Source organism: Mitsuaria sp. MSU3D (assembly GCF_056867975.1).
In genome coordinates this window covers 2,667,259-2,694,220 of record NZ_CP200314.1, presented here as the reverse complement: position 1 = coordinate 2,694,220, position 26,962 = coordinate 2,667,259, and the positions used below count along the sequence as shown (strand labels likewise).

Sequence of the window (26,962 nt, the reverse complement as noted above, 5' to 3'; positions counted from 1 at the left end):
CGTGCTCGCCGCTCCCGCTTCCGTCCCCCTCCCGCTGTTGACGAGGAACGCGCCCCCGCGCGACTGAGACACGATGGACACCCCGCGCCGCCCCCAGGACCTGTGGGCGGCCTTCGACTTTCCGCGTCATCCGCTGGCGCGCGAGGACGGCGAACGCCTGCGTGGCGCCTTTTTCGCGCCGCCGTCGGAGCGCCTGACCGCGCGCGATCCCGATCGCCTGCGCGCCGTGCTGCGGCTGGCGCATGCCGCGTCGCGCGCCGGGGCGTGGGTGCTGGGCGGCCTGCGCTATGAGGCGGCGGGCGCGCTCGACGCGGTGCTGCGCACGCGGCCGGCGGGCGAGGCGCCGCTGGCGGAATTCCACGTCTGGCATGAAGCGCCGGCGCCGTGGCCGGAAGACCTGGCGGCGGCTGGCGCATCCCGCGCGCATCCGATGACGGCGTGGCGCGACACGCAGGCCGAGACCGATGAGCAGGCGCAGGTCGAGCGCATCCGCGAGTACATCCGCGAGGGCGACTGCTACCAGGTCAACCTCACGACGCGGCTGAGCGCCGAGGCGCTCGACGGCTTCGACGAGGTCGCCCATTTCTTCGCGCTGCATGCGTCGCAGCCGGGCGGGTTCTCGATGTTCCTGCGGACCGGGAACGGGACCGGCGCCGGTACTGAAGGCGACGGCGGTGCCGTGGCGAGCGTCTCGCCGGAACTCTTCTTCGACTGGCGTCCGCTGCCCGAGACGCCGCAGGCCAGCCACACCTGGCTGCTGTCGGCGCAGCCGATGAAGGGCACGGCGCCGCGCGGCCGCGACCGCGCCGGCGACGAGGCCGCGCAGGCCTACCTGCGCACCAGCGCCAAGGAACGCGCCGAGAACCTCATGATCGTCGACCTGCTGCGCAACGACCTGTCGCGCGTGGCGGTGCCGGGCTCGGTGCGTGTGCCGCGCCTGTTCGAGCTGCACGCGCTGCCGACGGTCTGGCAGATGACGTCGACGATCGGCGCGGTCACGCGCTCGGGCCTCGCGCTGGACGAGGTCATGACCGCGCTGTTCCCCTGCGGCTCGATCACCGGCGCGCCGAAGAAGCGGGCGATGGAGGTCATCGACGAGCTGGAGCCCGGCCCCCGCGGCTGGTACTGCGGCGCGCTCGGTCTGCTGCAGCCGGGCGGGGCGGTGACCTTCAACGTGCCGATCCGCACCGTCGAGCAGACGGGGCGTGCGCTGCGCTGCGGCGTGGGCAGCGGCATCACGCTGGACTCGCGGCCGGGGGACGAGATCGACGAGTGGCGCGCCAAGGCGCGCTTCCTGGCGCGTGCCCAGGCGCCCATCGAGGCCCTGGAAACGATGCGGCTCGAGGACGGCGAGTTCGCCCGTGCCGGCCGGCACGTGGCGCGGATGCAGCGCACGGCGCGGCATTTCGGGCTGGCGTGGTCGGCGGACGCGGCGAAGGCGTGCCTCATCGACATCGCGCGGCGCCATCCGCGTGGCGCGTGGCGCGTCCGTCTGACGCTGGCCCGCGACGGTACATTCAATGACACGGTGCAGGCCCTGCCGGCACCGATGGCCCCGGCGGCACCGACGGACAAGGGCGAGCCACTCATGGTGGCGCTGGCCCGGACGCCGATCGACACGCGCGGTGCGGGGGCGGAATTCATCCAGCACAAGACGACGCGTCGCGAGGTGTACCAGGTCTTCCTGGACGCCAAGCCGGCGGACTGCTTCGATGTGCTGCTGTTCAACCGGGATGGCGAGCTCACGGAGGGCTGCCTGACCAACCTCGCGCTGCAACAGGCGCCGGACGGGCCGTGGCTGACGCCGCGCGCCGCGGCCGGCCTGCTGCCCGGCACGCTGCGCGAGGAACTGCTGGAACAGGGCCGGCTGCGCGAGGCGCGGCTGACCCTGGACGATCTGCGGCGGGCGCATGCGCTCGCCATCTTCAACGGTGTCCGCGGCTGGCGTGAAGTGCGGCTGCGGCACGAGGATCCTCATGACGACGACTTCCCAACGACGCCGCCCCGCGGCGCGCAAGACCCGAGCGGTCAATGAAGCGGCCGCGCCGGTTGCGATCGACGCCGCCGTGGACACGGTGATCGAGCTCGCGCCCGAAGCGGTGGCCGAGGCGGTGCCGACCCCGGCGAGCGAAGCGCTCAAGCCCGCACGCAAGCGGCCTGCCCGCGCCAAGGCGATTGAAGCTGCTGCACCGGCGGCGTTGTCCGAGGTCGCTCCCGTGGCGACGGCAGAAGCCGCTGAAACGCCGGTCGTGATGGTGGCGGAGGCCGTCGTCGACGCCGATGCGCCAGCACCGAAGCGGCCGCCGCGCAAGCGCGGTGCCGCACCGAAGACCGCGGCGGTCGAGGAGCCCGCCGTCGCGGTCATGCTGGAGGCCGTCGAAGTTATGGCGGTCGCCGAGGCGCCAGCACCGCCGGTCGAGTCCGTTGCCGCCGACGATGCCGTTGCCCAGTCCGCCCCCGCCCGCAAGGGGCGCCGCAAGCCCAAGGCCGAGGCCGCCGTCGAGGAAGTTCCGGCGGAGCCGCCACGCTTCACGCTCGGCGCCCGCGAGGACGACGGCGTGTTCGGCGACTACGAACTGCGCGACGGCGAGACCGGCGGTACGTTCCGCCTGCGCCTGCTGGGTCGCCACACCTGGCGCTGCGATTGCGCTGGCTATCGGGATCAAGGCGCGTGCGAGCACGGCGGCCAGCTGCTGTCGCTGTTCGACGCGGACCAGCACGCGGCACTCGATGCCGGCTGGCCGGCGCGCGAGGCCGAGGTCTGGCTCGTGCCTGGCGACGAGCGCGAGCTTCAGTGGGTCTGCGGCCGCGAGGTGCCGCAACGATTGCGCGAGCAGGCGGGCCTGGACGTTCAACAACGCCGTCGTGCCGAGGGCGGCCACGCGTGGCTGCAGCAGGTGCTGAGCGATGCTCGCGCGCTGGGCGTCGTGCTGCGCGTCGATGCGCCGGTGTGGCCGCAACTGGCCTGCGGACGGGATGCGCAGGCGCGCGTGCAGCGCCTCGAAACCCTGATGGCCGACGGCGCCGCGATGCGCGCGCTGCTGCGCGACGAGCTGCCGACGCATGCGTGGGAGGCCGCGCTGTTTGCCGTCTGCGCAGGGCGTGCGTTGATCTCCGACGACCTCGGGCTGGGCCAGCGCGGCGCCGCCATCGCCGCGATCCAGCTGTGGGCGACGCTGTTCGGCGTGACGCCCGCCGTCGTCATCGCGCCGGAGTCCGCGCATGCCGCCTGGCAGCGCGACCTGAAGCGCTGGCTCGGCGACGACGCGAAGTCGGTGACGGTGGCCGCCGCGCCGCCCGCGAAGCCGCAGGCCGCGTTGCTGATCGTCGACGGCATCGAGTTGATGGGCGCGGATCGTCTGGCCGCGCTGCGCGCGCTGCCGGCCGCCCAGTTGCTGCTGATCGCGCACGAGGAGCCGCTGGGCGACGCGCGTCTGGGCGAGTGGGTCGACTGGCTCGACGACATGCGTCGCGGCCCGCTGTCCGATCTGCGGGTGCTGCCGGACGACGCCGGCAAGAAGGTCAGGCGCGACGCGCTGGAGCCAGTGTTGCTGTCGCGTCGCAAGCGCGAGCTGGACGAGCAATTGCCCGCGGCGTTGCTGACACCGCTGTGGCTGGATGGGGCGGGATCCACAGGCGCCAGCCTGCCCGCCGCGCCGCTGAAGCAACTGCGTCAACTGGTCGAGCGCTGGACCGCGCTGCGCTTCCTGTCGAGCGCCGAGCAGCAGCAGTTGCTGGAGGCGCTCGCGCTGCTGCCGCCGGCCTCGCGCCAGGCGCTGGCAGCCAAGGCCGAGGCCGTGCTTGCGTTGCGCCGCGAATGGATCCAGGCCGCCGCCGTGCCGGCCGCCGCGCGCTTGGTGATCTGTGCGCGCTCGGAGACGCTGCTCGACAGCCTCTCGATGTCGCCCCAGTTGCGCCGTCTGCCGCCGCAGCGCCTGCGCGCCGGTGATGCGACCGACGTCCGCGAGGCGGCGCTGTCGGCCTGGCGCGGCGCCGAGGCCGGCGTGCTGCTGGCCAGCGATGACGCGCTCGGCAGCCTGGACGAGGGTGCGCTCGCTGGCGACCGCGTCGCGATCGTCCACGCGGACCTGCCCTGGCAGCCTGCCGTGCTGGCGCGCCGCATCCAGGCGGCCTGCGGTGAGGACGCCTGCGGCGTGCCGTCGGCGCTGCTGCTGATCGAGGACTCCCTCGACGCGGCCGTGCTGCGCGCGCAGCGCGACGGCGTCGTCTTCCCCGATTGGCTGGACACAGCACCCGCGTGGCTGGATGGCGATCAGCTCGATGGGCTGATGACGGTCCTTCCGAAGCTGCTGGAAGGGCTGTGACTCACAGCGTCGCGAGCGAGGTCTTGAAGACACTCCCCGGGTCCACCGCGCGCTTCACCGCGCGCAGTCGTGCCACGTTGTCGCGGTAATAGGCGGAGGCCGGGTCGGCGATGGCCGCGTCGGGGTAGTTCACGTAGGCGCCGTCGGTGCTCCACGGTGCCATCGCTCCGCGCAGGCTGTGTGTCCATCGGGCATCGTCGTCGAGTTGGGCCGGCGTGCCGCTGCCCGCGAGCCCCTCCGTCAGGTATTGCGCGCTGAACAGCGCGTCGCGATGGGGGAACGCGGTCGCGTCCGTGGCCACTCGCGCGATCGCGCCGCCCATCAGGTCGAAGATCACCGTGCCGCCGCGCCCCGCGCGTCCGCGCGCCGTGAGCGCGTCCACCAACGTCTGCATCCCGGCCGCCGGCATCGGCTGCGCGAAGAAGTCGGAGCTTGCCGTCATCGCCACGCGCGGCATCACGCCGCCCGAGGCCTGCGAGGGCAGGTGGCACTGTGCCGCGGTCAGGTCGGCGCAGCGGTTCATCAGCAGTGTCGCCGCGCTGAGCACCTGCGCCGGGTCCTGCGCCGTCGGTGCGACAGGCGTGGTGGCGAGGAACCGGTCCCACTGCGTCCGGAGCGCCGCGGCCGTGTCGAAGGCCACGACGAAGACGGACAGCAGCAGATGCCCCACGCTGTCGACCGCGATCTGGCACTGCGACCACACCGAGTCCGGCAGCGTCGCGCACCAGGCCTGCCAGGCCAGGGCCACGCCGGCGCGGTCGCCCGAGGCGAACTGTCCCCAGCAGGTGTTGAACGCGGGCAGCGGCTGCGTCTGGAAGCGCAGTTCCGTGACGATCCCGAAGTTGCCGCCACCACCGCCGCGCAAGGCCCAGAAGAGGTCGACGTTGCGCGTCGCATCGCAGGTGAGCGATTGACCATCGGCGCCGACGACCGTCGCGCCGAGGAGCGCATCGCAGGTCAGGCCGTGGGCGCGCTGGAAGAAGCCGAAGCCGCCGCCCATCGTGATGCCGCTGATGCCGACGGTCGGGCAACTGCCGGAGGGCAGCAGCCGCGGCTGCGGCAACGCGAGCAGGGCGCGGTACACGTCGGCGAGCTTGGTGCCGGCGCCGACGACGGCGATGTCGCCGTCCATGCGGACGCTGTCCATCGGGCCGGTATCGATCACCAGCCCGGTGCCGGTCGACGCGGCCAGGTAGCTGTGTCCGCCGCTGCGCGTGGCGAATGCGACCTTGTTGGACCGCGCGAAGTTCAGGGCGGCCACGACGTCCTCGGCCCCCGCGCATCGGGCCAGGGCCTGGGGCACCACGCCGTCGAAGCGCGCGTTGGCCGGCCGCCGGAAGGCGTCGAAATCCGCCTGGCCAGCCACGAGCAACTGACCCTTCATCTGCCGGGCCAGTGCGGTGTAGGGGCCGGCATCGGGTGGGGGAGGTGGGACGACCGGGGTGCCGGCGTCGCCTCCGCCGCCCCCGCATCCGGTGAGCCATGATCCGGCGAGCGCTCCAACGCCCGCGCCCAGCAGTGCGCGACGATCCATGCACGGTCTCCCTGAACAGGTCTGCGGACCTTCAAATCTCCCAGGAGATGAAGTCCAATGTGAGACCAGTGTAGGACCGAAGAGAGTCCAATATGCCTCGTCCCTCATCGGGGCGTACCCCAGATCGAGTGAGGCGGCGGGACGGTGGACGCGCGAATCCTCCGCACGATGGCCCCCCGAGGCGGCTGCAACGATGCGCTAGGTGAAAACCCCGAACGCTGTTATAGTCGTGGGCTTCACCGCTTCTGGCGGTGCTTCGTACGTCTCCTCTGACCTCTTGCAGACCGCTGCGTCGGGCATCCGAATGGACTCCCACGCAGGCTCCGGCTCTCCGCCGAAGCTGTTTCCCGCCACGGGGAGCGCGCACTGCATGCCCTCGGGTTCGGTCGGCGGCGATGCCGTCGCTTTGACTGTTCCCCGGCGCCTCACCAGGCCCTTCATGCCGACCACGGCGGTTGCTCTGCAATCGCGCCGCGCATGTGTCTTTCTTTCCTGGTGATCGACGCGAGCTTTCTCCCAGCGACATCACGGTTCTGCCGCGATCACATCGATCTTGCGCGGCGACCAGGCGCTCCGGCGCGGACTCCGTTTCGACGGCGTCGGCCCGGCTGTGCACCTTTGGATTGCAAAGACAAATGAGTTTCGACCACGACAAGAACACCGCCGCCGACACCCTGGACACGAACGAGGCGCTGGACAGCGGACTCGAGCAGGTGATCGAGGCCGGCGAACTCGGCGCCGACGCCGAGACCACCGGCACGCCGTTCTCGGCCCTGGGCCTGCACGACGCGCTGCTGCGCGCCGTCAAGGATTCCGGCTACGAGAACACCACCGAAGTGCAGGCGCAGGCGATCCCGCCGGCGCTCGACGGCAAGGACCTGATGGTCTCGTCGCGCACCGGTTCGGGCAAGACCGCCTCGTTCATCCTGCCCGCGCTGCAGCAGGTGCTGACCGCCCGCGCCGAACGCGCCGCCACCAACAACAAGACCCGGACCGTCGGCCCGCGCGTGCTCGTGCTGGCTCCGACCCGTGAACTGGCGATGCAGGTCGCCAAGTCCGCGATGACCTACGGCCGCCACATCCAGGGCCTGCGCGTCGCCACCGTGCTGGGCGGCATGCCCTACGCACAGCAGCTGCGCGCGCTGAGCGGCCCGCTGGACGTCCTGATCGCCACCCCGGGCCGTCTGCTGGACCACATCAACAGCGGCCGCTGCAAGCTGGACAACGTGACGATGTTCGTCCTCGACGAAGCCGACCGCATGCTGGACATGGGCTTCATCGACGACATCAACTTCGTCGCCCAGCAGATCCCGGCCGAACGCCAGACGCTGATGTACAGCGCGACCTTCGCCGGCAACACCGGCCGCCTGGCCTCGCAGCTGATGAAGGACCCGCAGCGCATCGACGTCTCGGGCCACACCGACTCGCACGAGAACATCGAGCAGCGCCTGCACTGGGCCGACAACGGCCAGCACAAGCGCAAGCTGCTGGAACACATCCTGGGCCTGCGCGACGTCGACCAGGCCGTGGTGTTCACCAGCACCCAGCAGGACACCGAGTGGCTGGCCGAACAGCTGGAGGCCATCGGCCACCGCGTCGCCGCGCTGCACGGCGGCATGCCGCAGGGCAAGCGCACCCGCACGCTGATGGCGCTGCGCCGTCGCGACCTGCGCGTGCTGGTCGCCACCGACGTGGCCGCCCGCGGCATCGACGTGCCGACGATCTCGCACGTCATCAACTTCGGCCTGCCGATGAAGGCGGAGGACTATGTCCACCGCATCGGCCGTACCGGCCGCGCCGGCCGCTCCGGCCTCGCGGTGACGCTGGCCGAGCGTGGTGACATCTCGATGATCAAGCGCATCCAGCAGTTCACGACGCAACAGATCCCGGTCTCGCGCATCGAGGGCCTGGAGCCGCGTAACGAAGATCCGAAGATCTACCCGGCGCGCCCGGGTTTCGACCGCGGTGATCGCGGCGGCGACCGTGGCGGTTTCGGCGGCAATCGCGGCGGCTACGGTGGCAACCGTGGCGGCTTCGGCGGCAACCGTCCGCAAGGCGGTGGCTATCGTGGCGGCGACAACCGCTTCGACAACAGCGCGCGCTTCGAGCGTCCGGAAGGCCAAGGCCGTCCGCCGTTCGGCGAGCGTCGTGAAGGCGGTCAGGGTGGCCCCGGTGGTTTCGGTGGCGGCCAACGCTTCGAGCACCGCAACGAGCGCCCGCAAGGTGACCGCCCGTTCGGCGATCGTCCGCAAGGCGACCGTCCGCGTTTCGGTGATCGTCCGCAAGGCGGTCAAGGCTTCGGCGGCGCGCCGCGCAGCTATGGCGACCGTCCGCAGCGTGACTTCGGCGGCCCGCGCGAAGGCGGCAACGGCGGTGGTTTCGACCAGCGTCGTCCGGACCCGCGCTTCGACCGTTCGGCCGAGAACAACGACCGCTACGCACCTCGCGCCGAGCGTCCGGCCTTCAACAAGGGCGACGACAACCGCTTCGAAGGTCGTCCGGCCAAGCCGGCGTTCAGCAAGGGCCCGCGTCCGCAAGGTGGCGACGACCGCGGCGAGCGCGGTGGTTTCGTGCCGCGCAAGGGTCCGCGCAAGTTCTGAGCTTCACGGCTCGGCTGACGAGGGGCGCTGAGGGATGCGCGTCGAGGGTCGGATCGTCCAGTGGGACGACGCGAAGGGCTACGGCTTCATCGCGCCGTCCGACGGCGGGCCGAAACGCTTCGCGCACATCAGTGCCTTCGGCATGCGCGCCCGCCGACCCTTCGTCGGCGAACGCGTCGACTACGAGCCTGGATCCGATGCGCAGGGCAAGCCCCGCGCGCTGAAGGTCCGGAGCCTCGAGCCCAAGCCGGCGCCCGCCGGCCCCGCGCCCCGGCGTGGTCCGTCGTCCGGCTCTGCCGACGCGGCCCGCGCTGGCGCGCGATCCAGGCCCGCGCCGTCCGCGCGCGGTGCTTCCGCTGCTTCCTCCCCCAAGACCTCGGCCGACACCGGTGCCTCGCTGTGGCTGGTGCCAGGCTTTGCCTCGCTGGTGCTGTTGACGCACCTGGCGTGGCCGTTGCCGCGCGGCTTGTGGGGCGTCTACGTCGCGATGAGCTTCGCGACCTTCATCGTCTACGCGCTGGACAAGCGCGCGGCGCGACTGGGCCAATGGCGCGTCAAGGAATCGACGCTGCATGTGCTCGCGCTGCTGTGCGGCTGGCCCGGCGCGTTGCTGGCACAGCACTTGCTGCGGCACAAGAGCGCCAAGCCGGTTTTCCGGCGGGTGTTCTGGTTGAGCGTCGCGCTCAACATCCTGGCCTTTGTCTGTCTTTTTACGCCGCTGCTGACGCCGTTCTTTTCGGGGATCTCCGACCACTGGAACGCGCGATCGGCCGGCTCATTCGTTTGATGCTGCAGTTGAAAGTGATTGGCACCGAGGACGTCCCGCACGTGCTCGCGTTGCAGGCCCAGTGCTACGGGCCCGAGTTCCTGGAAAGCGCCGAGGCCTTCGAGGCCAAGCTGAACGCGGCGCGCCATCTCCACTGTTCCTACCTGGCCGTCGAGGCCGGCGAGCCGCTGGCCTATGTCGTCAGCCTGCCGGTCGACGATGGGCAGCTGCCGGCGCTCGACGCGCCGTCGATCACGCCGGCGCGCGCACCGCGCACGCTGTACCTGCACGACCTCGCGGTCTCGCCGGCGGGGCGCGCGAAGCGCCTGGGCCACAAGCTGGTGCAGCAGGTGGTGCATCGTGCCCAGGACATGGGCCTGACGCAGGTCGCGCTGGTGGCGGTGCAGGGCTCGCGCGCCTACTGGGAGCGCCACGGTTTCTCCGACGCCGAGGCGCCGCTGAGCGCCGCGCTGACCGAGAAACTCGCCAGCTTCGGCTCCGGGGCAACCCTGATGCGCAGGTCCCTGACACCCGTGTGATGGGTGGAGGGGCGATGGCGGGCCGAGCGCCGGGCCGCCCCAAGCCGGCCCGCGCCCCCTCGGGGGCGGGACCGAACGTCCCGCAGGGACGGGCGGTCCGGGGGCGCCATAATCCGCCCCTATGACAGTGACCCCGGGAGGCGTGGACGACGTGCTGCGCGACGATCTCCCCGAACCCTCTTTCGAAGACCATTTCCGCGAAGGTCAGCTCCCGCAGGATTCGCTCCTGTGGTGGCAGCTGGAACGCAACGAGGCCCTGCTGGGCGCGCAGCGCGCGCTGTTCCACGGCCCGGCCACGCTGGTGCGGCTGCGCGTCTGGGTGTTCATCGAGCTGATGAGCCTGCCGCATTCGCGGCTCTCGCGCGACGACCTGAACCGCCACTTCCACGTGCTGCGCGACGAGGCGCTGGAGCTCGTGCTCAAGCGCCTGCGCGACGCGCAGTTGCTGGCCTGGGACGCGTCCAACCAGCAGTACGGCGTGACGCCGCTCGCGCAGCAGCTGATGGCGATGGTGTCGCCGCTGACGCAGGGGCAGGCCGCGGACGAGGACGGCGACCTGGCCGGCCTGCTGGCCAACGTGGCCGGCGCGCAGCAGCTCGGCACGCTGGAGCCGGCGCAGCTGCAGCATCTGCTGGCGCAGCTCTCGCGGCTCTACAACGAATTCGCCGACGCGATCGCGTCCGGTTCCGAGTTCCACCTGCGCCGCGCGCGCATGCGCTTCGAGCGCGCGCTCAAGCTGGTCGAGCGGGCCAGCGAGGCGCTGTCCGCGATCATCCGCCAGGCGGAGGACGACGGGAACGCGCGGCTCGAGCGGCTTGCGCGCGAGCTGGGCCTGGCGCAGGCGCGGCTGCTCGCGATGGCGAGCCAGTTCAACCGCGCGCTGCAGCAGGCCGACCGCCAGCGCGTCACGCTCGGCTCCACCGGCATCACGACGACCGATGTGCGGCGCTGGCTGCAGGAGGTCCCGTTCCTCGAGAACCTCGCGCTGGGCGCGCTGTCGCGGCCCGTCCATCCGGTCTTCGTCGCGCAGCATGAACTGCTGGACGGCTGCGAGGCCGAGTTCGAACGCGACCGCCCGGTGCCGCCGACACCGGAGCCGCTGCCGACCGGCCTGGCCGCACCGCAGGGCGAGCTCGCCGTCATGAGTCTGCCGCCCGAGATGAACCAGCTGCAGGCGCTGCTGGGCCTGTGGACCGGCGACAGCGTGCAGATGAACGACCTGCGGCCGGCGGTGCTCGGCGGCAGCTATGCGCGCGCGGCCTACCGCGCGCAGCTGCTGCCGCTGCTCGGCGACGTGCAGGCACAGCATCTGGCCGGCGCGACCGGCGACATGGCGCGCCAGCCGTGGCGTGTGCGCTGGTCCGCGCAGCAGGGCGAGATCGACGACGAACACGTCCGCTGGATGAGCCAGGGCGTGCTGCACTCGACCGAGGTCGAGCCGCCCGTCGAGCCTGAACCCGAACCCAAGTGGCGCCCGCCCGAGCCGCCCGCGCCCAGGCGCGGCCGCCGCAAGGCCGCCGCCGGGGCCGCCGACACGTCCTCGGACGCGGGCGCGCAAGCCCTGACCCCCGATGCCGCCGCCGACACGGCCGCGGCGATGCCCGATTCCCCCGCATCGATCGCCGACACGACGCCGTCTCCGGACGCGCCGAGTGCGGTCGACGTCGATGCCGACACCCCTTCCCAGGCCTCCCAGGCTTCCCAGGCATGAGCAATCAACTCGACGACGCCGCCCAACTGGCGGCTCAACTGCTGGCGCGCCGCTGGCTGCCGCGGAACCAGCCGCTGGTGCGCCGCGCGCTGATCGACCAGGAACTCTGGCGCGCGGTCAACGAGCGCGTCGCCGCCGTCGGCCTGCGCGTCGTGGACAACGTCTACGCGGACCACATCACGCTGGCGATGCTGCGCCCGGCCGAGGTCGCCGTGTTCGGCGAGACCGGCCTGGCGTCCAACAACAACCTCGACCTGCCGCGCGACGGCGTCGCGCTGCTGGTGGTCGTGTGGGCGCTGATCGTGCTGCCCAAGCGCCAGCGCCAGCTCTCGCGCGCCGAGGAGGCCGCCGAAGGGCAGGGCGAGATGTTCTCCAAGGACAAGCCGCTGCCCAGCGCCGCGAGCAGCGCGCCGACGCTCTCCTATCGCAGCCTGCTGGCCGACTTCGGCAACCAGCTGGGCAAGAAGATGCGGCTCGATTCCAACCTCAAGCTGCTCGAGCGCCAGGGCTTCATCACCCGCAAGGGCGAGGACATCTGCGAAGGCCCGCTGCTGGACCTGCTGCTCGACTACGACACGCTGGCCCCGCGCATCCTGGACGGCGCGCTGGCCGACGTGCTCGCGCGCAGCACGGACGCCGAGTCCGGCCCGATGCTCACCGCCATCCTGGCCGCCCGCCACAACGAAGAATCCGATCTGAGCGACGCCTGATGTTTCACCTGCAATCCCTGGAACTGCTGCACTGGGACTACTGCCGCCGCGTCTCGATGCCGCTGGACGGCAACATCATCACCATCGCCGGGCCGAACGGCTCGGGCAAGACGACGCTGCTCGACGCGATGCGGACGTTGCTGGGGCTGGAGTGCTCCGGCGGCCGGACCTACAAGACCTACGCCCGCCACGCCAACGCCGAGCACGCCTGGCTGCGCGCGCTGGTGGACAACCGGCCGCGCAACCGCCAGAACAGCAGCCGCCCGTTCGCGAGCTCGCTGCTGTACTCGGACCAGGTGACGCTGGCCTGCCGCATCTCGCGCCAGGGCGGCGACTGGGTGCGCCGCTACACGCTGGTCGACGGCGTGCAGGAGATCGAGGAGCTCGACACCCGCGCCGACAAGGACTGGCTGGGCATCGAGGCCTGGAAGAAGCGCCTGGAGGCCGCCGGGCTGACGCGCGCGATCGGCCGCGTGCTCGCGCTGGAGCAGGGCCAGACGGACCGCCTCTGCGAGCTGTCGTCCAAGGAGCTGCTGCGACTGGTGTTCGAAGTCTTCGGCGACCAGGAAGTGCTGGACCGCTACGAGCTCGCGCGCAACCACCAGCAGCAGCTGCTCAAGGAAGTCGACCAGTCGACGCATGAGCTGTCGCATGCCCAGGCGCAGTTGTCGGACCTGGCCAACCGCGTCAACAGCTACCAGCAGTACCAGCTGCGGCTGAAGGAGCGCGAGCGGCTCGCGACCGAGGTCGTGCCCGTGATGCAGTGGAGCGAGCAGCGCCAGCGCACCGCGCAGCAGCTGCGCGAGCTGCACCGTCAGCGCCTCTTCGCCCGCTCCGACGAGCGCGGCATCAGCGACAAGCGCGCGCATCTGCTGGCGCTGTTCAAGGCGCAGGAGGCGGCCAAGGACAAGCTGGCCGACCTGGAGCAGCAGCGCAAGGAAGCGCGCCAGGCCTTCGAGGCGGCGCGCGACGGCGAGCGGCCGATGGAGCAGCTCGCCAAGCGCGAGGAGGACCTGAAGGCGCTTGCCGCCGTCGAGACCGACGGCGCGGCGCTGACGGCGAAGCTGGAGGAGCTCGGCACGCGCCAGCACCAGCTGCGCGAGAGCTTCACGCGCCAGAACGACCAGCAGCGCAAGGCGCAGGCGGCGATGGACGAACTGACCGGGCAGCGGCTCCCGCCGCCGCCGGTCGAGGTCACGCGTTTCCGCAAGGCGCTGGACGAGGCCGGCATCGCGCACCACGTGCTGGCCGACGCGATCGACATCGCCGACGACCAGTGGCGCGCCGCCGCCGAAGGTTTCCTGCGGCCCTCGCGCTGGGTCGTGGTGCTCGCGCATGCGAGCGACGAGGGCCAGGCCTACCGCCTCGCGTCGCGCGAGCGCTATCGGCACTACGTCGTCGCCGACGGCGAGTTCGCGCCGACGGTGAGCCCGAAGGACAGCCTGTTGTCCGTGCTCAAGTTCAACGCGAAGGCGCCCGGCTGGCTGCTGCGGCAGCTGGCGTCGATCCGCTGCGTCGCGGATACCGACAAGGGCGCGCAGTCCGGCGGCGAATGGATCACGCCGGAGGCCTACTACCGCGACGGCCGCGGCGGCCGCAGCCTGTGGGTCGAGCCGCGCGAGTACCAGTTCGGCGACTCCGCGCTGGACACGCGTCGGGCCTCGCTGGACAAGGAACTGACGCGCTACGACCTGGAGCTGTCCAAGCTCGCCAAGGAGCAGCTCGAGATCGAGCGCCAGCTCAAGGACGCGCAACGCGCGGCGCAAGGCCACAAGGCGGCGCAGGAGCTCGTGGAGCGCTCCGAGGAATTCGCCGAGGCGCGTGCGCGCCTGCCCGGCCTGCGCCAGTCGCGGATCGAGGCGGCGACGCGCATGGGCGCGCTCGACCAGGAGCACGACCGCACGGTGGCCGCGGCGACGCGCACCGAGCGCGACTACGAAGCCGCGCAGGCCAGCCTCAAGGCCAGCGAGGACAACGTGTCGCGCGCCGAGCGCGACTGGGCGTCCCGGCGCGACGACCTGATCGCGACGGCGAAGGCGTCGCGCGAGGCCCGGGCGAAGTTCCCCGCGATCTGGGTGCACCCGATGCGCCTGAACGCCTTGCGCGATGAATTCGAGAACGCCAAGCAGGCGGAGATCGCGTCGCGCCATGTGCAGCAGGAGCTGGACACCGGCGTGTGGGAAACCGATGCCGGCGTGCAGGAACGCCATGCGCGGATGCAGATGGCGGTGCTGGAGCAGACCACGCAGCTCGACGACCGCCGCGCGAGCAACGAGATGGCGCGCATCGCCGCGTTCAACGCGCGCGAGCGCTACATCGACGTGCTGCGCGCGACGGTGCGGCGCTACAAGAAGAACGTGCAGGAGCTGGGCGAGCTTGCCGGCGTGCATGCGCAGGCCGAGCTGCCGCACCTGGACAACGACGACACGGTGCTGGCGCAGGCCGGGCTGCACGTGAAGTTCAACTTCGACGGCAAGGGCGAGGTGGGCATGAACGACGGCGAGGCCTCGGGCGGGCAGCAGGTGCTCAAGAGCCTGATCCTGCTGGTGGGCCTGATGAAGGACGACGACGCGCCCGGCGGCTTCGTCTTCATCGACGAGCCCTTCGCCCACCTGGACGTGCGCAACATCCAGCTGGTCGGCCACTTCCTGAAGAGCACGCGGGCGCAGTACCTGCTGACGACGCCGATCACGCACAACGTCGAGGTCTTCGAGCCGTCGGAGATCACGCTGGTCACGAGCAAGAAGCCCCGCGGCGAGCGTTGGGCGCCCCCGATCGCGGTGCTGGCGCGACGGCCGGAGAAGTCGGTCTACGGCTGATCCATCGGCCCCTCGATCCCACGAAAGCCGCGCCTCTGCGCGGCTTTTCTTTTGCGCGTCTGCGGGGTGTGCCCCCCATCAGAGGGCCGACTTCAGGACGAGACCTCAGACGGCAAGACTTGGCACTGACGCCTGTCGCAATGATGCGAGGAGGTCCACGTGACGGGTGCTGTCTATCTGGTCGAAGGCTTTCAACGCTGGATGCGCAAGCAGGCGCTGGCAAGACAGCGACCTGTGCCGCGCCGTGGCTGAAATGGAAAGTGGCTTGATCGATGCAAATCTCGGTAGTGGACTTTTCAAGAAGCGGATCGGACGATTCGGTGCTGGGAAACGCGAGGGCTATCGCGTGATCGTCGCCAGGCATCCCGCGGGACGGTGGTTCTTCGTGGATGGCTATGCAAAGAACCGACTGGACAACATCGAGCCGAAAGCACTCCGCGCGTTGCGAGAGGAGGGCGCCTGGCTCACAGGCCTGTCGCAGAAGGAGTTGGCCGCGGTCGTCGGTCATGGCCACCTGAAGGAGGTGATGTGTGATGAGGAAAAGGAAGTCCGCCATCGTTGAGCGCGTACTTGCGGAAGGCCGCTTGTGGCACGCTCACGGACTGATCAGCGATGAGCGTCGTCGGTCCTGCGAGATCGTCTGCATGCCCGCGCCGATGCCGCTGGAGCCGGAGGAAGTGCGCGCCATCCGCGAGCGGGACCAGTTGGAACTGGCCGTGTTTGCGGATCTGATCAACACGACGTCGCGACAACTGCGACGGTGGGAGCAGGGCCTGGGCCGTCCGCAGGGGCCCGCGCTCCGTCTGCTGCATCTGGTCCGGGAGCGCGGCGTCCATGCCATCTTTCTGCCAGCGGAGCTTCAATGAGCTCGTCGAGATGCGCGAAGGCCCGGGCATGCCCGGGCCTTCTGCTGATGGCGTGCGCGAGGCCTACTTGAGCCCGCCGCTCAGGAACGCCTTCAAACGCTCGCTCTGCGGCTTTGCCAGCACCTCGCGCGGGTTGCCCTGTTCCTCGACGCGCCCCTGGTGCAGGAACATCGTGTGCGACGACACCTCGCGCGCGAAGCCCATCTCGTGCGTGACGACGATCATCGTCCTGCCTTCCGCCGCCAGGTCGCGCATCACCTTCAGCACTTCGCCCACCAGTTCCGGATCCAGGGCCGAGGTCGGCTCGTCGAAGAGCATCACCTCCGGCTCCACCGCCAGCGCGCGCGCGATCGCCACGCGCTGCGCCTCGCCGCCCGACAGCTGCGCCGGATAGACGTCCTTGCGGTGCGACACGCCCACGCGCGCCAGCAGCGCCTCGGCCTTCTCGATGGCCTGCGCGCGCGGCTGCTTCAGCACGTGGATCGGCGCCTCGATGACGTTCTGCAGCACCGTGCGGTGACCCCAGAGGTTGAAGTTCTGGAACACCATCGCCAGCCGCGCGCGCCAGCGCTGCAACTGCGCCGCGTCGGCGGACTTCAGGCTGCCGTCGCGGTCGCGCACGAGCTTGAGTTCTTCGGTGCCCAGCTTCAGCGTGCCTTCGAAGGGCTGCTCCAGCAGGTTCAGGCAGCGCAGGAAGGTGCTCTTGCCCGAGCCGCTGGATCCGATCAGCGTGATGACGTCGCCCGGCTTCGCGGCCAGGGACACGCCCTTGAGCACTTCACGATCGCCGTAGCGTTTATGGAGGTTGTCGACAACAAGACTGGCCGCGGACATCAACGGGCTCCCAGGAGTTTTCCGGTGCGGGTCGCTTCGCGCCCCGCGACTTTCGCGACACGCGCCCCGGCCGTGACCAGGCGCAGCGTGTCGCGTGCAAACAGCAGCCCGTCGGTGGGGCTCTTCAGGTCGGTCACCGACCCGCTGATCGGATCGATGACCTGCGCGATCACGTCGCCGGCCTTCACCGTCTCGCCGACCTCGCGCAGGAAGGTCAGCACGCCGCCGACCGGCGAGGGGACCGGGATCGATCCCGCCAGCGGGCGCGCATCGCCGACCGGCGCGGGCACCGGCGGCGTCGCGCCGTCCGGAGCGTCGGACGCGATCACGCCGCGATGGGTCAGGAAGTCCACGATCGCCTGCGCGTCCTTCGCCGCCAGGTCGTGGTGCACGTCCTGCTGGCCGCGCAGCTCGACCGTCACCGACAGGCAGGCCTGCGGGATCGGGAAGCGGTCGCCGAACTGCTTCGCCCACTTCCACCAGACCTGCGAGCAGGCCTCGTCGAAGGGGTTGTCGCCGGAGTCCGTCGCCAGCAGCGTCACGCCGGCGCCCAGGAAGGCGGCCAGCGGCTCGCATTGCGGCCAGCATGGCGTCTCGGTGTAGAGGTGCATCACCGCCTGCGCGTCGCAGTGCAGGTCCAGCACCACGTCCGCGTCGCAGGCCATCAGCATCAGCGTCTTGCGCAGCGCCTTGAGCTCGGTGTCCGCGGGCGACGCCTGGACTTCGGTCTTCAGCGCGGCGCGCAGCACGGCCACGTTGCGCGCCGGATCGGCGCCCAGGCGCGGCTCGGCGTGTCGCGCGGCGGCCTCGATGTGCTCCGGGTAGTGGCGGTTGAAGTTCTCGCCGGACAGGCCTTCGAAGCGGCCCAGGTGCGTCTGCAGCCACCATTGCGACAGGCCGATCGGATTGGCCATCGGCACGAGGATGATCTCCCCACGCAGGCGGCCCGCGGCCTCCAGCGCATCGAAGTGGCGGCGCAGGTGCCAGGCGGTGAGCATGCCCGGCAGCTCGTCCGCATGCAGCGAGGCCTGGATGTAGACCTTCTGGCCCTGGCCGGGCTGGCCGTAGTGCAGCGAGACGAGCTCGCGCTGCGTGCCCGGCGTCGGGCTCGGGAGCGGGTGTTGTCGGAGTTGCATGGGATGTGTTCCGTTCGGGGCGGCGGCACTGCCGTGTCAGCGGGGCACTGCCGTGTCAGCTGGGTATCAGCGGGGCGTCAGCGGGGCATCAGTGGTTTGAGCCAGCGCTTCTCGGCCTGGTGGAAGAGACCGACCAGCACCAGCGTCATCGTGAAGTAGAAGATCGCGGCGGTGATGAAGGCCTCGAACGGGATGTAGTAGGTGGCGTTGACGTCGCGGGCGACGCCGGTGACGTCCATGATCGTGACGAGGCTGGCCAGCGCGGTGCCGTGCAGCATGAAGATGACCTCGTTGCTGTAGGCGGGCAGCGCGCGGCGCAGCGCGTGCGGCACGACGATGCGGCGCAGCATCACCCAGCGGCTCATGCCCAGGGCCTTGGCGGCTTCGACCTCGCCGTGCGGCAGCGAGCGGATCGAGCCGGCGACGATCTCCGTCGTGTACGCGGCGGTGTTCAGCACGAAGGTCAGGCAGGCGCAGAACCAGGCCGAGCTGAACAACGGCCACAGCGCGCTCTGCTGCATCCACTCGAACTGGCCCAGCCCGTAGTAGATGAGGAAGAGCTGCACCAGCATCGGCGTGCCGCGGAAGACGTAGGTGTAGGCCCAGACCGTGCGCGACAGCCATTGGATCGGCAGCGTGCGCAGCACGCCGAGCGGGATGGCCAGGACCAGGCCGATGAGCAGCGAGATGGACAGCAGCTCGAAGGTGATGAGCGCGCCCTCGAGGTAGCGCGGGAGGTTCTCGACGATGGCGTCCAGGTTCATGGGGAATCGTGATTACAGCGAGTGGCGACGCACACCGATGGACAGGCGCTTCTGCAGCTGGTCGAAGACCAGCTCGGACACGGACGTGAAGAGCAGGTAGATCAGCGCCACGGCGAGATAGAAGACGAAGGGCTCGCGCGTGCCGGCGGCGGCCTGCGAGCCGCGCATCATCAGGTCATGCAGCCCGATGACCGAGACGATGGCCGTGCTCTTGATCAGCACCAGCCAGTTGTTGGACAGGCCCGGCAGCGCATGCCGGAACATCTGCGGCAGCGTGATGCGCCACGCGACCTGTGCGGGGCTCATGCCGAAGGCCAGGCCCGCCTCGCGCTGCCCCGGCGGGATCGCCAGGAAGGCGCCGCGGAAGGCCTCGGTCAGGTAGGCGCCGAAGATGAACGCGATCGTCACCACGCCGGCGACGAAGGGGTTGATGTCGACGGGGTCCTCATGCCCCAGCGACAGCGCGATGGCGTTCACCGCGACCTGTCCGCCGAAGAAGATGAGCAGCACCAGCACCAGGTCGGGCACGCCGCGGATCAGTGTCGTGTAGACGGTGGCGACGCCCTTGGCGACGCGGGACTTCGACAGCTTGGCCATCGCGCCGATCAGCCCCAGTACCATGGCCAGCGCCATCGAGTTGAGGGCCACGCCCAGGGTCAATACGGCGCCCTCGAGCAGGCTGGGCAGATAACCGTGCAGGAACATTCGACGGACCTTGTTCGTTCTGAAGGGAAGAGGCCCGGCGGTGCCGGGCCACAACGCACAGGGCGGAGACACCGCGAGCGCGGCGCCTCCGGTGGGATCACTTGCCCGTCTTGCCCGAGATGTCGTACTCGAAGTACTTGTCGTTGAGCTTCTTGAAGGTGCCGTTGGCCTTCACTGCGGCGATGGCGTCGTTGAACTTCTTGCCCAGCGTCTTCTCGTCCGCCTTGCGCAGGCCCACGCCGCTGCCGGTGCCGAAGTACTTGACGTCGTCGTAGCTCGGGCCCACGAACGCGTAGCCCTTGCCGGCCGGCGTCTTCAGGAAGCCCATGTCGGCGGCCACCAGGTCGGCCAGCGTCAGGTCCACGCGGCCCGACTTCAGGTCCAGGAAGGCCTGGTCCTGCGTCGCGTAGCGGACGATCTCGCTCTGCTTGAAGGTGTCGGCGGCAAACTTCTCATGGATGGTCGCGCGCTGCACGCCGATCTTCTTGCCCTTCAGGCCGGCGGGCGAGAAGTCGAACTTCGCGTCGGCCTTGGCGGTGAAGCGGGCCGGGGTGTTGTAGTACGGGTTGGAGAAGGCGATGACCTTCTTGCGCTCGTCGGTGATCGACACCGACGCGATGATCGCGTCCACCTTGCGCGACTGCAGCGCGGGGATCAGGCCGTCGAAGTCCTGCTGCACCAGCGTGCACTCGGCCTTGATCTCGGCGCACAGCGCGAGGGCCAGGTCGATCTCGAAGCCCTTGAGCTTGCCGTCCGCGCCGACTTCGGAGAACGGGGGGTAGGCGCCCTCGACGCCGATGCGGATCTTCTTCCATTCAGGGGCCTGGGCGTGCGCGGCGCCGGCGGTGGCCAGCAGGGCGCAGGCCGCCAGGGCGGCGCGGGCGATCAGTTGTCGTCGTTGCATGTGGGCTCCTTGTGATGAGCAGGAAAGCGTGGAAACGCGTGGAATGGACATCCGGTGACGACCTCGGGCGGTTCGAGCCCGCCTCGTGAGGAGGTCGTCCGGACTGGGGGGCATTGTTGCAATGCCGCACGTGCGGCGGCCATCAGGGTTAAGGAGAGTGCAAAAACGTGTGAACGGCCTGGACGGTGGACGCGGGGTCCTCCTCCTGGGGGACATGCCCTAATTCGGGGAAGACCTGCACGGTGCTGTGCGCGATGGCCTGATGGAAGCGCTCGGCCGCCGCGGGCGGGATGAGGCGGTCCTTGCCGCCCCACAGGATCAGGGTCGGGACCTGGATGCGCGGCAGCAGATCGGCGTACCGGCCGGGCGCGCGCTGTGCCAGTCGTTGCGCCAGCGCCTCGCGGTTGCCTTCGCGCAGCGTCAGTTCGAAGTAACGATCCACCAGCGCCGCGGAAACCTGGGTCGGATCGCCGTAGACCTCGCGCAGGCTGCGGTCCACCAGCGGCCGTGGCAGGAACACGCCGGCCAGCCAGTGCAGCACGCGCGAGTCGGGCACGCGGAACCCCGCGGGCACCGCTTCGCTGCGGACATCGAGCCCGCCGGCGTCGACGAGCACCAGCGCCGCGACCTGTCCGGGATGCCGCGCCGCATACAACCAGGCCAATCCGCCGCCCATCGAATTGCCGCCGAGGACCATGCGGTCAATCTGCAACTGTCGGAAGAACGACAACAGGAACGAGTCATAGGCATCGTCGCTGTAATCGCCTAGGACGGAAGGGCCGGTGAGGCCGAAGCCCGGCAGGTCGAGCGTGATCACGCGGCGCGTCGCGCTGAGCGACTTCACCCAGCCCTCCCAGGTGTGCAGGCTCGCGGCGGTGCCGTGCAGCAGCACGATGGGCGTGGTGTCGGTCTTCGGGCCCTCGTCGCGGAAGTGGACCAGCTGGACCTGCCCGCCGGGCAGCTTCAGTTCGAGGAAGTCCGACGGCGGCGGCGCCCAGCGGGCGACCAGTCCTTCCAACGGCCGTTCCGGCGCGCGGAAGGCCATCGCGAGCAGGGCCGTCGCCAGCACGGCGAACCCCAGCAGCTTCATCAGCCGGGCGCCGACGGTGGGACGCTCGGTCATCCGCTCGATCATTCGACGACGGAGTCGGGCGAGGGCGCCAGTTCGGGGTCGACCGCGCGGCGCTCGTCGAACACGAAGCAGTCGCCGTGGTAATGCGCGTTGCCGACTTCCTCGAAGTACTTGAGGATGCCGCCCTCGAGCTGGTAGACCTTCGCGTCGAGGCCGTGGCGGCCGGCCTCCTGCTCGAGGTAGAGCGCGGCCTTTTCGCAGCGGATGCCGCCGGTGCAGTAGCTGACGACGGTCTTGCCGGCGAGCTCCGCGCGATGGGCCTGGAAGGCGTCGGGGAACTCGCTGAACTTCGTGATGCGCCAGTCGATCGCGCCGTCAAAGGCGCCCACGTCGACCTCGAAGCCGTTGCGCGTGTCCAGCGTGACCACCGGCCGTCCCTCGTCGTCATGGCCCTGGTCCAGCCAGCGCCGCAGCGTGGCTGCGGGCAGCGCGGGCGCGCGGGGCGCCTGGTCCGGGCGGATAGTCGGGTGGTTCATCCGGATGATCTCCGGCTTCACCTTCACCAGCAGCTTGCGGAACGGGACCTCGTCGCTCCAGCTCTCCTTGGGCGCCAGCGCGGCGAAGCGCCGGTCCTCACGCAAGGCGTTCACCCAGGCCTTCACCGCGTCCGGCGCGCCGGCGAGGAAGAGGTTGATCCCCTCCTCGGCGATCAGCACCGTGCCCTTCAGGCCCAGCGCCTGGGCGCGCTCGTGCAACGTGTCCCGCAGTACCTCCGGCGCGTCGATGGCGACGAACTGGTAGCAGGAGATGTTGAGGACAGTCTTGAAGTCGGAATCGGTCGGGACAGCAGTGTTCATGCCGTTGCGGCGGCCAGTGGCCGCGCAGGGTCAGGAAAACAGAAGATTGTAGGCGGCCGATTCAGCGCCGAGTTTCAGGGGACTTGGGTTCGTTGAGCTTCACATCGGGCGCGGGCACGGGCTTGATGCGCACCGGCACGGCGGCGCTGCACAGGTCCGTGTAGCCGGGGCTGTGGACGAACCAGCCGCCGCGGTTGCGGCGCGCGTTCAGCAGTTCGGTCCAGGTGGGCGTGTCGGTGCGCAGGACCTGCAGGGCAGGGCGCTGCTCGGCCGGCAGCGCGGAGGCGAGCGAGACGCGCTCGATGCCCAGCCGCTGCTCGGGCTTGTCGTAGAAGCCCATCGCCGCGCCACCGCGCGGCAGCGCCGACAGGAACTCCATGCCCTTGAGCACGCGACCGACCACCGTGATGTTGAGGTCCAGCCCGCGCGGCGCATGGCCGATCACCGCGTAGAGCTCGGCGCCGGTGCTGGAGTCCTTCGCGTTGCCGCGACCCGCGCCCACGGTGCCGTAGCAATGCGCCAGCCAGGCCTGGCCGGTCTTCGGATCCGCGGCGGCCGGGAACCCGTCCACCTGCCCGGCGCGCGGCGCCCAGCCCTCGACATCCGGCAGCACCGTCATCGGCACGCCCTTCAGGGGGATCGAGAACTCCGCCGGAAGATGGGACTTGGCCCCCGCCGGGAAGGGCTTGCCCTTGCCCTTGAGGCCGGTGTCCTCGTCGTCCGCGTTGGGGTCGCCCCATTGGGTGACGAAGTTGTCCTGCACGCGGACGATCGCCAGTCCGTCGTAGTAGCCGCCGCGAGCCAGCGCGCGGATGTTGTCGACGTGCGCCGGTGCGAAGCGCGGCGCCAGCTCGATGAAGACCTGACCCTGCGGCAGTGCCATCACCAGCAGATTGTCCGGATCGACATCGCGCCAGACGGAGGCGGGCGCGGTGGCGAGGATGTCGGCGCTGCTGCGCGGCGGCTGGGCGGGCTTCTTCGCCGCCGCGGTGGATGCCGCCGTTGACGTCGCCGTCGATGCCGCGGCGGGCTTGGCGGCCTTCGCCGCGGGCTCGGCCGCGTGGGACGGCAGCGGGGCGCACAGCGCCAGGGCCGCCATCAGGGGAAGGGCCTTCATCGTCGTCATGCTCATCGTCATCCGGGCGCTCCGCGAGAGTGTTCGATGGGGGGCGAGCATAGCCTTCTTACAATCGCGCAATGGCTTTCGTTCACCTCCGCACCCACACCGAGTTCTCCGTCGTCGACGGCACGCTGCGCATCGATGACGCCGCCGCCGCGGCCGCCAAGGACGGCCAGGTCGCCCTGGGCCTGACCGACCTCGCGAACATGTTCGGCGGGGTGAAGTTCTACAACGCCTGCCGCAAGAAGGGCGTGAAGCCCATCCTCGGCGTGGAGGCCTGGCTGGAGCCCGAAGCGGTCGACCGCCCGCCGTCGCGGGTGCTGCTGCTGGTGCAGGACATCCAGGGCTACCTCAACCTGAGCGAGCTGCTGTCGCGAGCCTGGATCCAGAACGTGCAGCGCAACCAGGCGCTGCTGAAACTGGAGTGGATGCAGGAGCTCAACGCCGGCCTGATCTGCCTGGGCGGCATGCAGTTCGGCCCGATCGGCCAGGCGCTGATCGCCGGCGACGAGGCGCGCGCGCTGGACGTGGCTCAGCGCCTCGCCGCGATCTATCCGAACCGCTTCTACATCGAGCTGCAACGCGCCGGCCTGCCGGGCCAGGAGGCGCTGCTGCGCCAGCTTGTGCCGCTGGCCGCCAAGGCGGGTCTGCCGGTGGTGGCGACGCACCCGATCCAGTTCCTGGGCGAAGAGGACTTCGAGGCGCACGAGGCCCGCGTCTGCGTGGCCGACGGCGAGACGCTGGCCAACCCGAAGCGGGTCAAGCGCTTCCTGCCCAGCCAGCACTTCAAGAGCCAGGCGGAGATGGAGGCGCTCTTCGCCGACATCCCCAGCGCCATCGCCAACACGGTGGAGATCGCCAAGCGCTGCAGCCTGACGCTGGTGCTGGGCAAGCCGCAGCTGCCGAACTTCCCCACGCCGATCCAGGCCGACGGCACGCCGATGCCGATGGAGCAGTACTTCCGCATGCTCTCGCACGAGGGCCTGGAGGACCGGCTGCAGCTCCTCTACCCCGATCCGGCCAAACGCGAGGCGGTGCGCCAGCGCTATGTGGACCGGCTGGAGTTCGAGCTCGAGACCATCATCAAGATGGGCTTCCCCGGCTACTTCCTCATCGTGGGTGACTTCATCCGCTGGGCGAAGAACAACGGCTGCCCGGTGGGCCCGGGCCGGGGCTCGGGCGCGGGCTCGCTGGTCGCCTACGTGCTGCTGATCACCGACCTGGACCCGCTGCAGTACAACCTGCTGTTCGAGCGCTTCCTGAACCCGGAACGGGTCTCGATGCCCGACTTCGACATCGACTTCTGCCAGGGCAACCGCGACCGCGTCATCGAGTACGTCAAGGACAAGTACGGCCGCCCGGCGGTGAGCCAGATCGCGACCTTCGGCACGATGGCGGCCAAGGGCGCGCTGCGCGACATCGGCCGCGTGCTGGGCATGGGCTTCGGCCATGTGGACTCGATCGCCAAGCTGGTGCCGGCGCCTCCGGGCAAGACGGTGACGCTGGCCAAGCTGCCGCCGGACTTCGATCCGGACAAGGCCAAGATGGTCTACGCGCGCCACGAGTCGCCGGAGATCGGCGAGCGCGAGGCGCAGGACGAGGAGGTCGCCGGCCTGCTGGAGATGGCGGCGCGCGTGGAGGGCACGGTGCGCTCGATCGGCATGCATGCCGGCGGCGTGCTGATCGCGCCGGGCAAGATCACCGACTTCTGCCCGCAGTACCAGCAGCCGGGCTCGACCTCGGCGGTCAGCCAGTACGACAAGGACGACGTCGAGGCCATCGGCCTGGTCAAGTTCGACTTCCTGGGTCTGGCAACGCTGACCATCCTCGAGCTGGCCAAGAACTTCATCGTCGACCGGTATCCCGAGCACAAGGACTTCGCGTTCGAGACCATCCCGCTCGACGACAAGCGGACCTACAAGCTGTTCTCCGACGGCCTGACGGAGTCGGTGTTCCAGTTCGAATCGAGCGGCATGCAGCGCATGCTCAAGGACGCGAAGCCGTCGCGCCTGGAAGACCTGATCGCGCTGAACGCGCTGTACCGGCCGGGCCCGATGGACCTGATCCCGAGCTTCGTCGCGCGCAAGCACGGCAAGGAGGTGGTCGAGTACCCGCATCCGCTGGTGGAGCCGGTGCTGTCCGAGACCTACGGGATCATGGTCTACCAGGAGCAGGTGATGCAGACCGCCCAGGTGCTGGGCGGCTACTCGCTCGGCGGCGCGGACATGCTGCGCCGCGCGATGGGCAAGAAGAAGGCCGAAGAGATGGCCATGCACCGCGACCTGTTCCGCAAGGGCGCCGCGGAAAAGGGCATCGGCCAGGACAAGGCCGACGAGGTCTTCGACCTGATGGAGAAGTTCGCGGGCTACGGCTTCAACAAGTCGCACGCGGCCGCGTACTCGCTCCTCGCTTATCACACGGGCTGGCTGAAGGTGCATTTCACGGCGGAGTTCTTCGCCGCGAACATGACCATCGAATCGGACGACACCGACAAGCTCAAGGTGTTGATGAACGATGCCAAGCTGTTCGGCATCGAGTTCGAGCCGCCCAACATCAACCTGGGCGTCGGCCGCTTCGAGCCGATGGCCGCGGACGAGGGCACGTCGAAGTCGGTGGCCAAGGAAGGCAAGGCCGGCACCACGCCGCGTGCGCGCAAGATCAACTACAGCCTCGGCGCGATCAAGGGCACGGGCGCGGGCGCGATCGAGGCGATCGTGCGCGCCCGCACGGAAGGCGGTCCGTTCACCAGCTTCTTCGACTTCTGCGCGCGCGTCGACCGCAAGGCGGTCAACAAGCGCGTCGTGGAGGCGCTGATCAAGGCCGGCGCCTTCGACGCGCTGCACCCGAGCCGCGCGCGGCTGCTGGCCAGCGTCGCGCTGGGCTACACCTACGCCGACAACCTGGCGCAGAACGTCAACCAGGGCGGGCTGTTCGACTTCGACGGCGGTCACGGCTCGTCGACGGCGGAGCCGGACTTCGTCGACGTCCCCGAGTGGGGCATCAAGGAGCGCCTGAGCCTGGAGAAGACGGCGATCGGCTTCTACCTGTCGGGGCACCTGTTCGACCAGGCGGAGACGGAGCTGCGCCGGATGGTCAAGCGCCGCATCGTCGACCTGCAGGACAGCCGCGAGCCGACGACGGTGGCGGGCATCGTGTCGGACATGCGGGTGATCAACGGCTCGCGCGGCCGGGTGGCGATCTTCAAGATCGACGACAAGACCCATGCGATCGAGGCGGTGGCCAACGAGGAGATGCTCAACGCCAACAAGGAGCTGCTGGCCGAGGACGAGCTGATCATCGCGGTGGGCAAGGTGCAGAACGACCGCTTCTCCGGCGGGCTGCGGATGAACGTGCAGCAGGTGTTCAGCCTGGCGGCGGCGCGGGCGCGTTTCGGGCGCTACCTGCGCACGGCGCCGAACCTGCCGGCGTCGACGGTGCTGGAGCTGGTCAGGAGCTGGCCGGCCAAGCGCGTGGAGACGGAGCAGGGCGTGCTCAGCCAGGGGCTGGAGCTGCGCATCCCGATCAAGCGCAACGGCGCGGTCGCGGAACTGGGCCTGGGCGGCGCCGGCAAGTTCTGGCCCAGCGACGAGGCGCTGGAGCAGCTCAAGCCGGCGGAGATCGTGTACGACGCGGGCGGGTGAAGGAAGGAGCGGCTCTTGGATAACAGTTGTTATGGCAGTTTTTTTGAGCTATAACAATT

At 70.0% G+C, this 26,962-nt stretch carries 20 protein-coding genes; 11 read left to right on the top strand and 9 right to left on the bottom strand.

Going from position 1 to position 26,962, the window contains the following annotated elements; translation table 11 throughout:
* Positions 1-73 precede the first annotated feature (73 nt).
* A complete protein-coding gene (locus AC1VNM_RS11850) occupies positions 74-2,035 on the top strand; it encodes a chorismate-binding protein (protein WP_483107043.1) in 1,962 nt (653 codons plus the stop codon).
* Positions 1,977-4,325 (top strand): hypothetical protein, encoded by a 2,349-nt coding sequence (locus AC1VNM_RS11845; protein ID WP_483107042.1) that lies wholly within the window; start codon positions 1,977-1,979, stop codon positions 4,323-4,325. Before AC1VNM_RS11850 ends, AC1VNM_RS11845 begins: the two co-directional genes overlap by 59 nt.
* Before the next feature lies 1 nt (position 4,326).
* Here AC1VNM_RS11845 and AC1VNM_RS11840 read toward each other — a convergent pair whose 3' ends face one another.
* Complete coding sequence (locus tag AC1VNM_RS11840; RefSeq protein WP_483107041.1) at positions 4,327-5,859, bottom strand: FAD-binding oxidoreductase; 1,533 nt, start codon at positions 5,857-5,859, stop codon at positions 4,327-4,329.
* A 635-nt stretch (positions 5,860-6,494) separates the two neighbouring features.
* Between AC1VNM_RS11840 and AC1VNM_RS11835 the strand changes: the two genes are divergently transcribed.
* From AC1VNM_RS11835 to AC1VNM_RS11800, 8 genes are all read left to right on the top strand, one after another.
* Positions 6,495-8,459: a DEAD/DEAH box helicase gene (locus tag AC1VNM_RS11835; RefSeq protein ID WP_377153534.1), complete on the top strand. Its 1,965-nt coding sequence runs from the start codon at positions 6,495-6,497 to the stop codon at positions 8,457-8,459.
* Between the two features lie 34 nt (positions 8,460-8,493).
* Positions 8,494-9,246 carry a DUF1294 domain-containing protein gene (locus AC1VNM_RS11830; RefSeq protein WP_483107040.1) on the top strand — a complete coding sequence of 251 codons (753 nt, stop codon included), beginning with the start codon at positions 8,494-8,496 and terminating at the stop codon, positions 9,244-9,246.
* Complete coding sequence (locus tag AC1VNM_RS11825) at positions 9,246-9,764, top strand: GNAT family N-acetyltransferase (RefSeq protein WP_377153538.1); 519 nt, start codon at positions 9,246-9,248, stop codon at positions 9,762-9,764. The genes AC1VNM_RS11830 and AC1VNM_RS11825 overlap by 1 nt, the downstream gene beginning before the upstream one ends.
* A 121-nt stretch (positions 9,765-9,885) precedes the next feature.
* Positions 9,886-11,475 carry a hypothetical protein gene (locus AC1VNM_RS11820; protein WP_483107039.1) on the top strand — a complete coding sequence of 530 codons (1,590 nt, stop codon included), beginning with the start codon at positions 9,886-9,888 and terminating at the stop codon, positions 11,473-11,475.
* Positions 11,472-12,185, top strand: a complete 714-nt coding sequence (locus AC1VNM_RS11815) for a hypothetical protein (RefSeq protein WP_297529563.1) — start codon at positions 11,472-11,474, stop codon at positions 12,183-12,185. The genes AC1VNM_RS11820 and AC1VNM_RS11815 overlap by 4 nt, the downstream gene beginning before the upstream one ends.
* The gene (locus AC1VNM_RS11810) at positions 12,185-15,004 is read left to right on the top strand and encodes an ATP-binding protein (protein WP_377153542.1); all 2,820 of its coding nucleotides are present in this window, start codon (positions 12,185-12,187) and stop codon (positions 15,002-15,004) included. The genes AC1VNM_RS11815 and AC1VNM_RS11810 overlap by 1 nt, the downstream gene beginning before the upstream one ends.
* Before the next feature lie 166 nt (positions 15,005-15,170).
* Entirely contained in the window at positions 15,171-15,566 is a 396-nt protein-coding gene (locus AC1VNM_RS11805; RefSeq protein ID WP_483107038.1) for a type II toxin-antitoxin system RelE/ParE family toxin, read from the top strand.
* 82 nt (positions 15,567-15,648) lie between these two features.
* Positions 15,649-15,870, top strand: a complete 222-nt coding sequence (locus AC1VNM_RS11800; protein ID WP_377153544.1) for a helix-turn-helix domain-containing protein — start codon at positions 15,649-15,651, stop codon at positions 15,868-15,870.
* A 63-nt stretch (positions 15,871-15,933) separates the two neighbouring features.
* Here AC1VNM_RS11800 and AC1VNM_RS11795 read toward each other — a convergent pair whose 3' ends face one another.
* From AC1VNM_RS11795 to AC1VNM_RS11760, 8 genes are all read right to left on the bottom strand, one after another.
* The gene (locus AC1VNM_RS11795; protein WP_377153546.1) at positions 15,934-16,704 is read right to left on the bottom strand and encodes an ABC transporter ATP-binding protein; all 771 of its coding nucleotides are present in this window, start codon (positions 16,702-16,704) and stop codon (positions 15,934-15,936) included.
* Positions 16,704-17,840 (bottom strand): succinylglutamate desuccinylase, encoded by a 1,137-nt coding sequence (locus tag AC1VNM_RS11790; protein ID WP_483107037.1) that lies wholly within the window; start codon positions 17,838-17,840, stop codon positions 16,704-16,706. The genes AC1VNM_RS11795 and AC1VNM_RS11790 overlap by 1 nt, the downstream gene beginning before the upstream one ends.
* Positions 17,841-17,917: 77 nt before the next feature.
* Complete coding sequence (locus tag AC1VNM_RS11785) at positions 17,918-18,604, bottom strand: ABC transporter permease (RefSeq protein WP_377153551.1); 687 nt, start codon at positions 18,602-18,604, stop codon at positions 17,918-17,920.
* Between the two features lie 12 nt (positions 18,605-18,616).
* Complete coding sequence (locus AC1VNM_RS11780; RefSeq protein ID WP_483107036.1) at positions 18,617-19,309, bottom strand: ABC transporter permease; 693 nt, start codon at positions 19,307-19,309, stop codon at positions 18,617-18,619.
* A 97-nt stretch (positions 19,310-19,406) separates the two neighbouring features.
* Positions 19,407-20,213 (bottom strand): ABC transporter substrate-binding protein, encoded by an 807-nt coding sequence (locus tag AC1VNM_RS11775; protein WP_377153555.1) that lies wholly within the window; start codon positions 20,211-20,213, stop codon positions 19,407-19,409.
* A gap of 148 nt (positions 20,214-20,361) precedes the next feature.
* Positions 20,362-21,336 carry an alpha/beta fold hydrolase gene (locus AC1VNM_RS11770; protein WP_483107035.1) on the bottom strand — a complete coding sequence of 325 codons (975 nt, stop codon included), beginning with the start codon at positions 21,334-21,336 and terminating at the stop codon, positions 20,362-20,364.
* An 8-nt stretch (positions 21,337-21,344) separates the two neighbouring features.
* Entirely contained in the window at positions 21,345-22,142 is a 798-nt protein-coding gene (locus tag AC1VNM_RS11765) for a sulfurtransferase (RefSeq protein WP_377153559.1), read from the bottom strand.
* 61 nt (positions 22,143-22,203) lie between these two features.
* Entirely contained in the window at positions 22,204-23,280 is a 1,077-nt protein-coding gene (locus AC1VNM_RS11760) for a peptidylprolyl isomerase (RefSeq protein WP_483107034.1), read from the bottom strand.
* Between the two features lie 59 nt (positions 23,281-23,339).
* Here AC1VNM_RS11760 and dnaE point away from each other — a divergent pair, with 59 nt between their 5' ends.
* The gene (gene dnaE / locus AC1VNM_RS11755; RefSeq protein ID WP_483107033.1) at positions 23,340-26,903 is read left to right on the top strand and encodes a DNA polymerase III subunit alpha; all 3,564 of its coding nucleotides are present in this window, start codon (positions 23,340-23,342) and stop codon (positions 26,901-26,903) included.
* Positions 26,904-26,962: the final 59 nt, after the last annotated feature.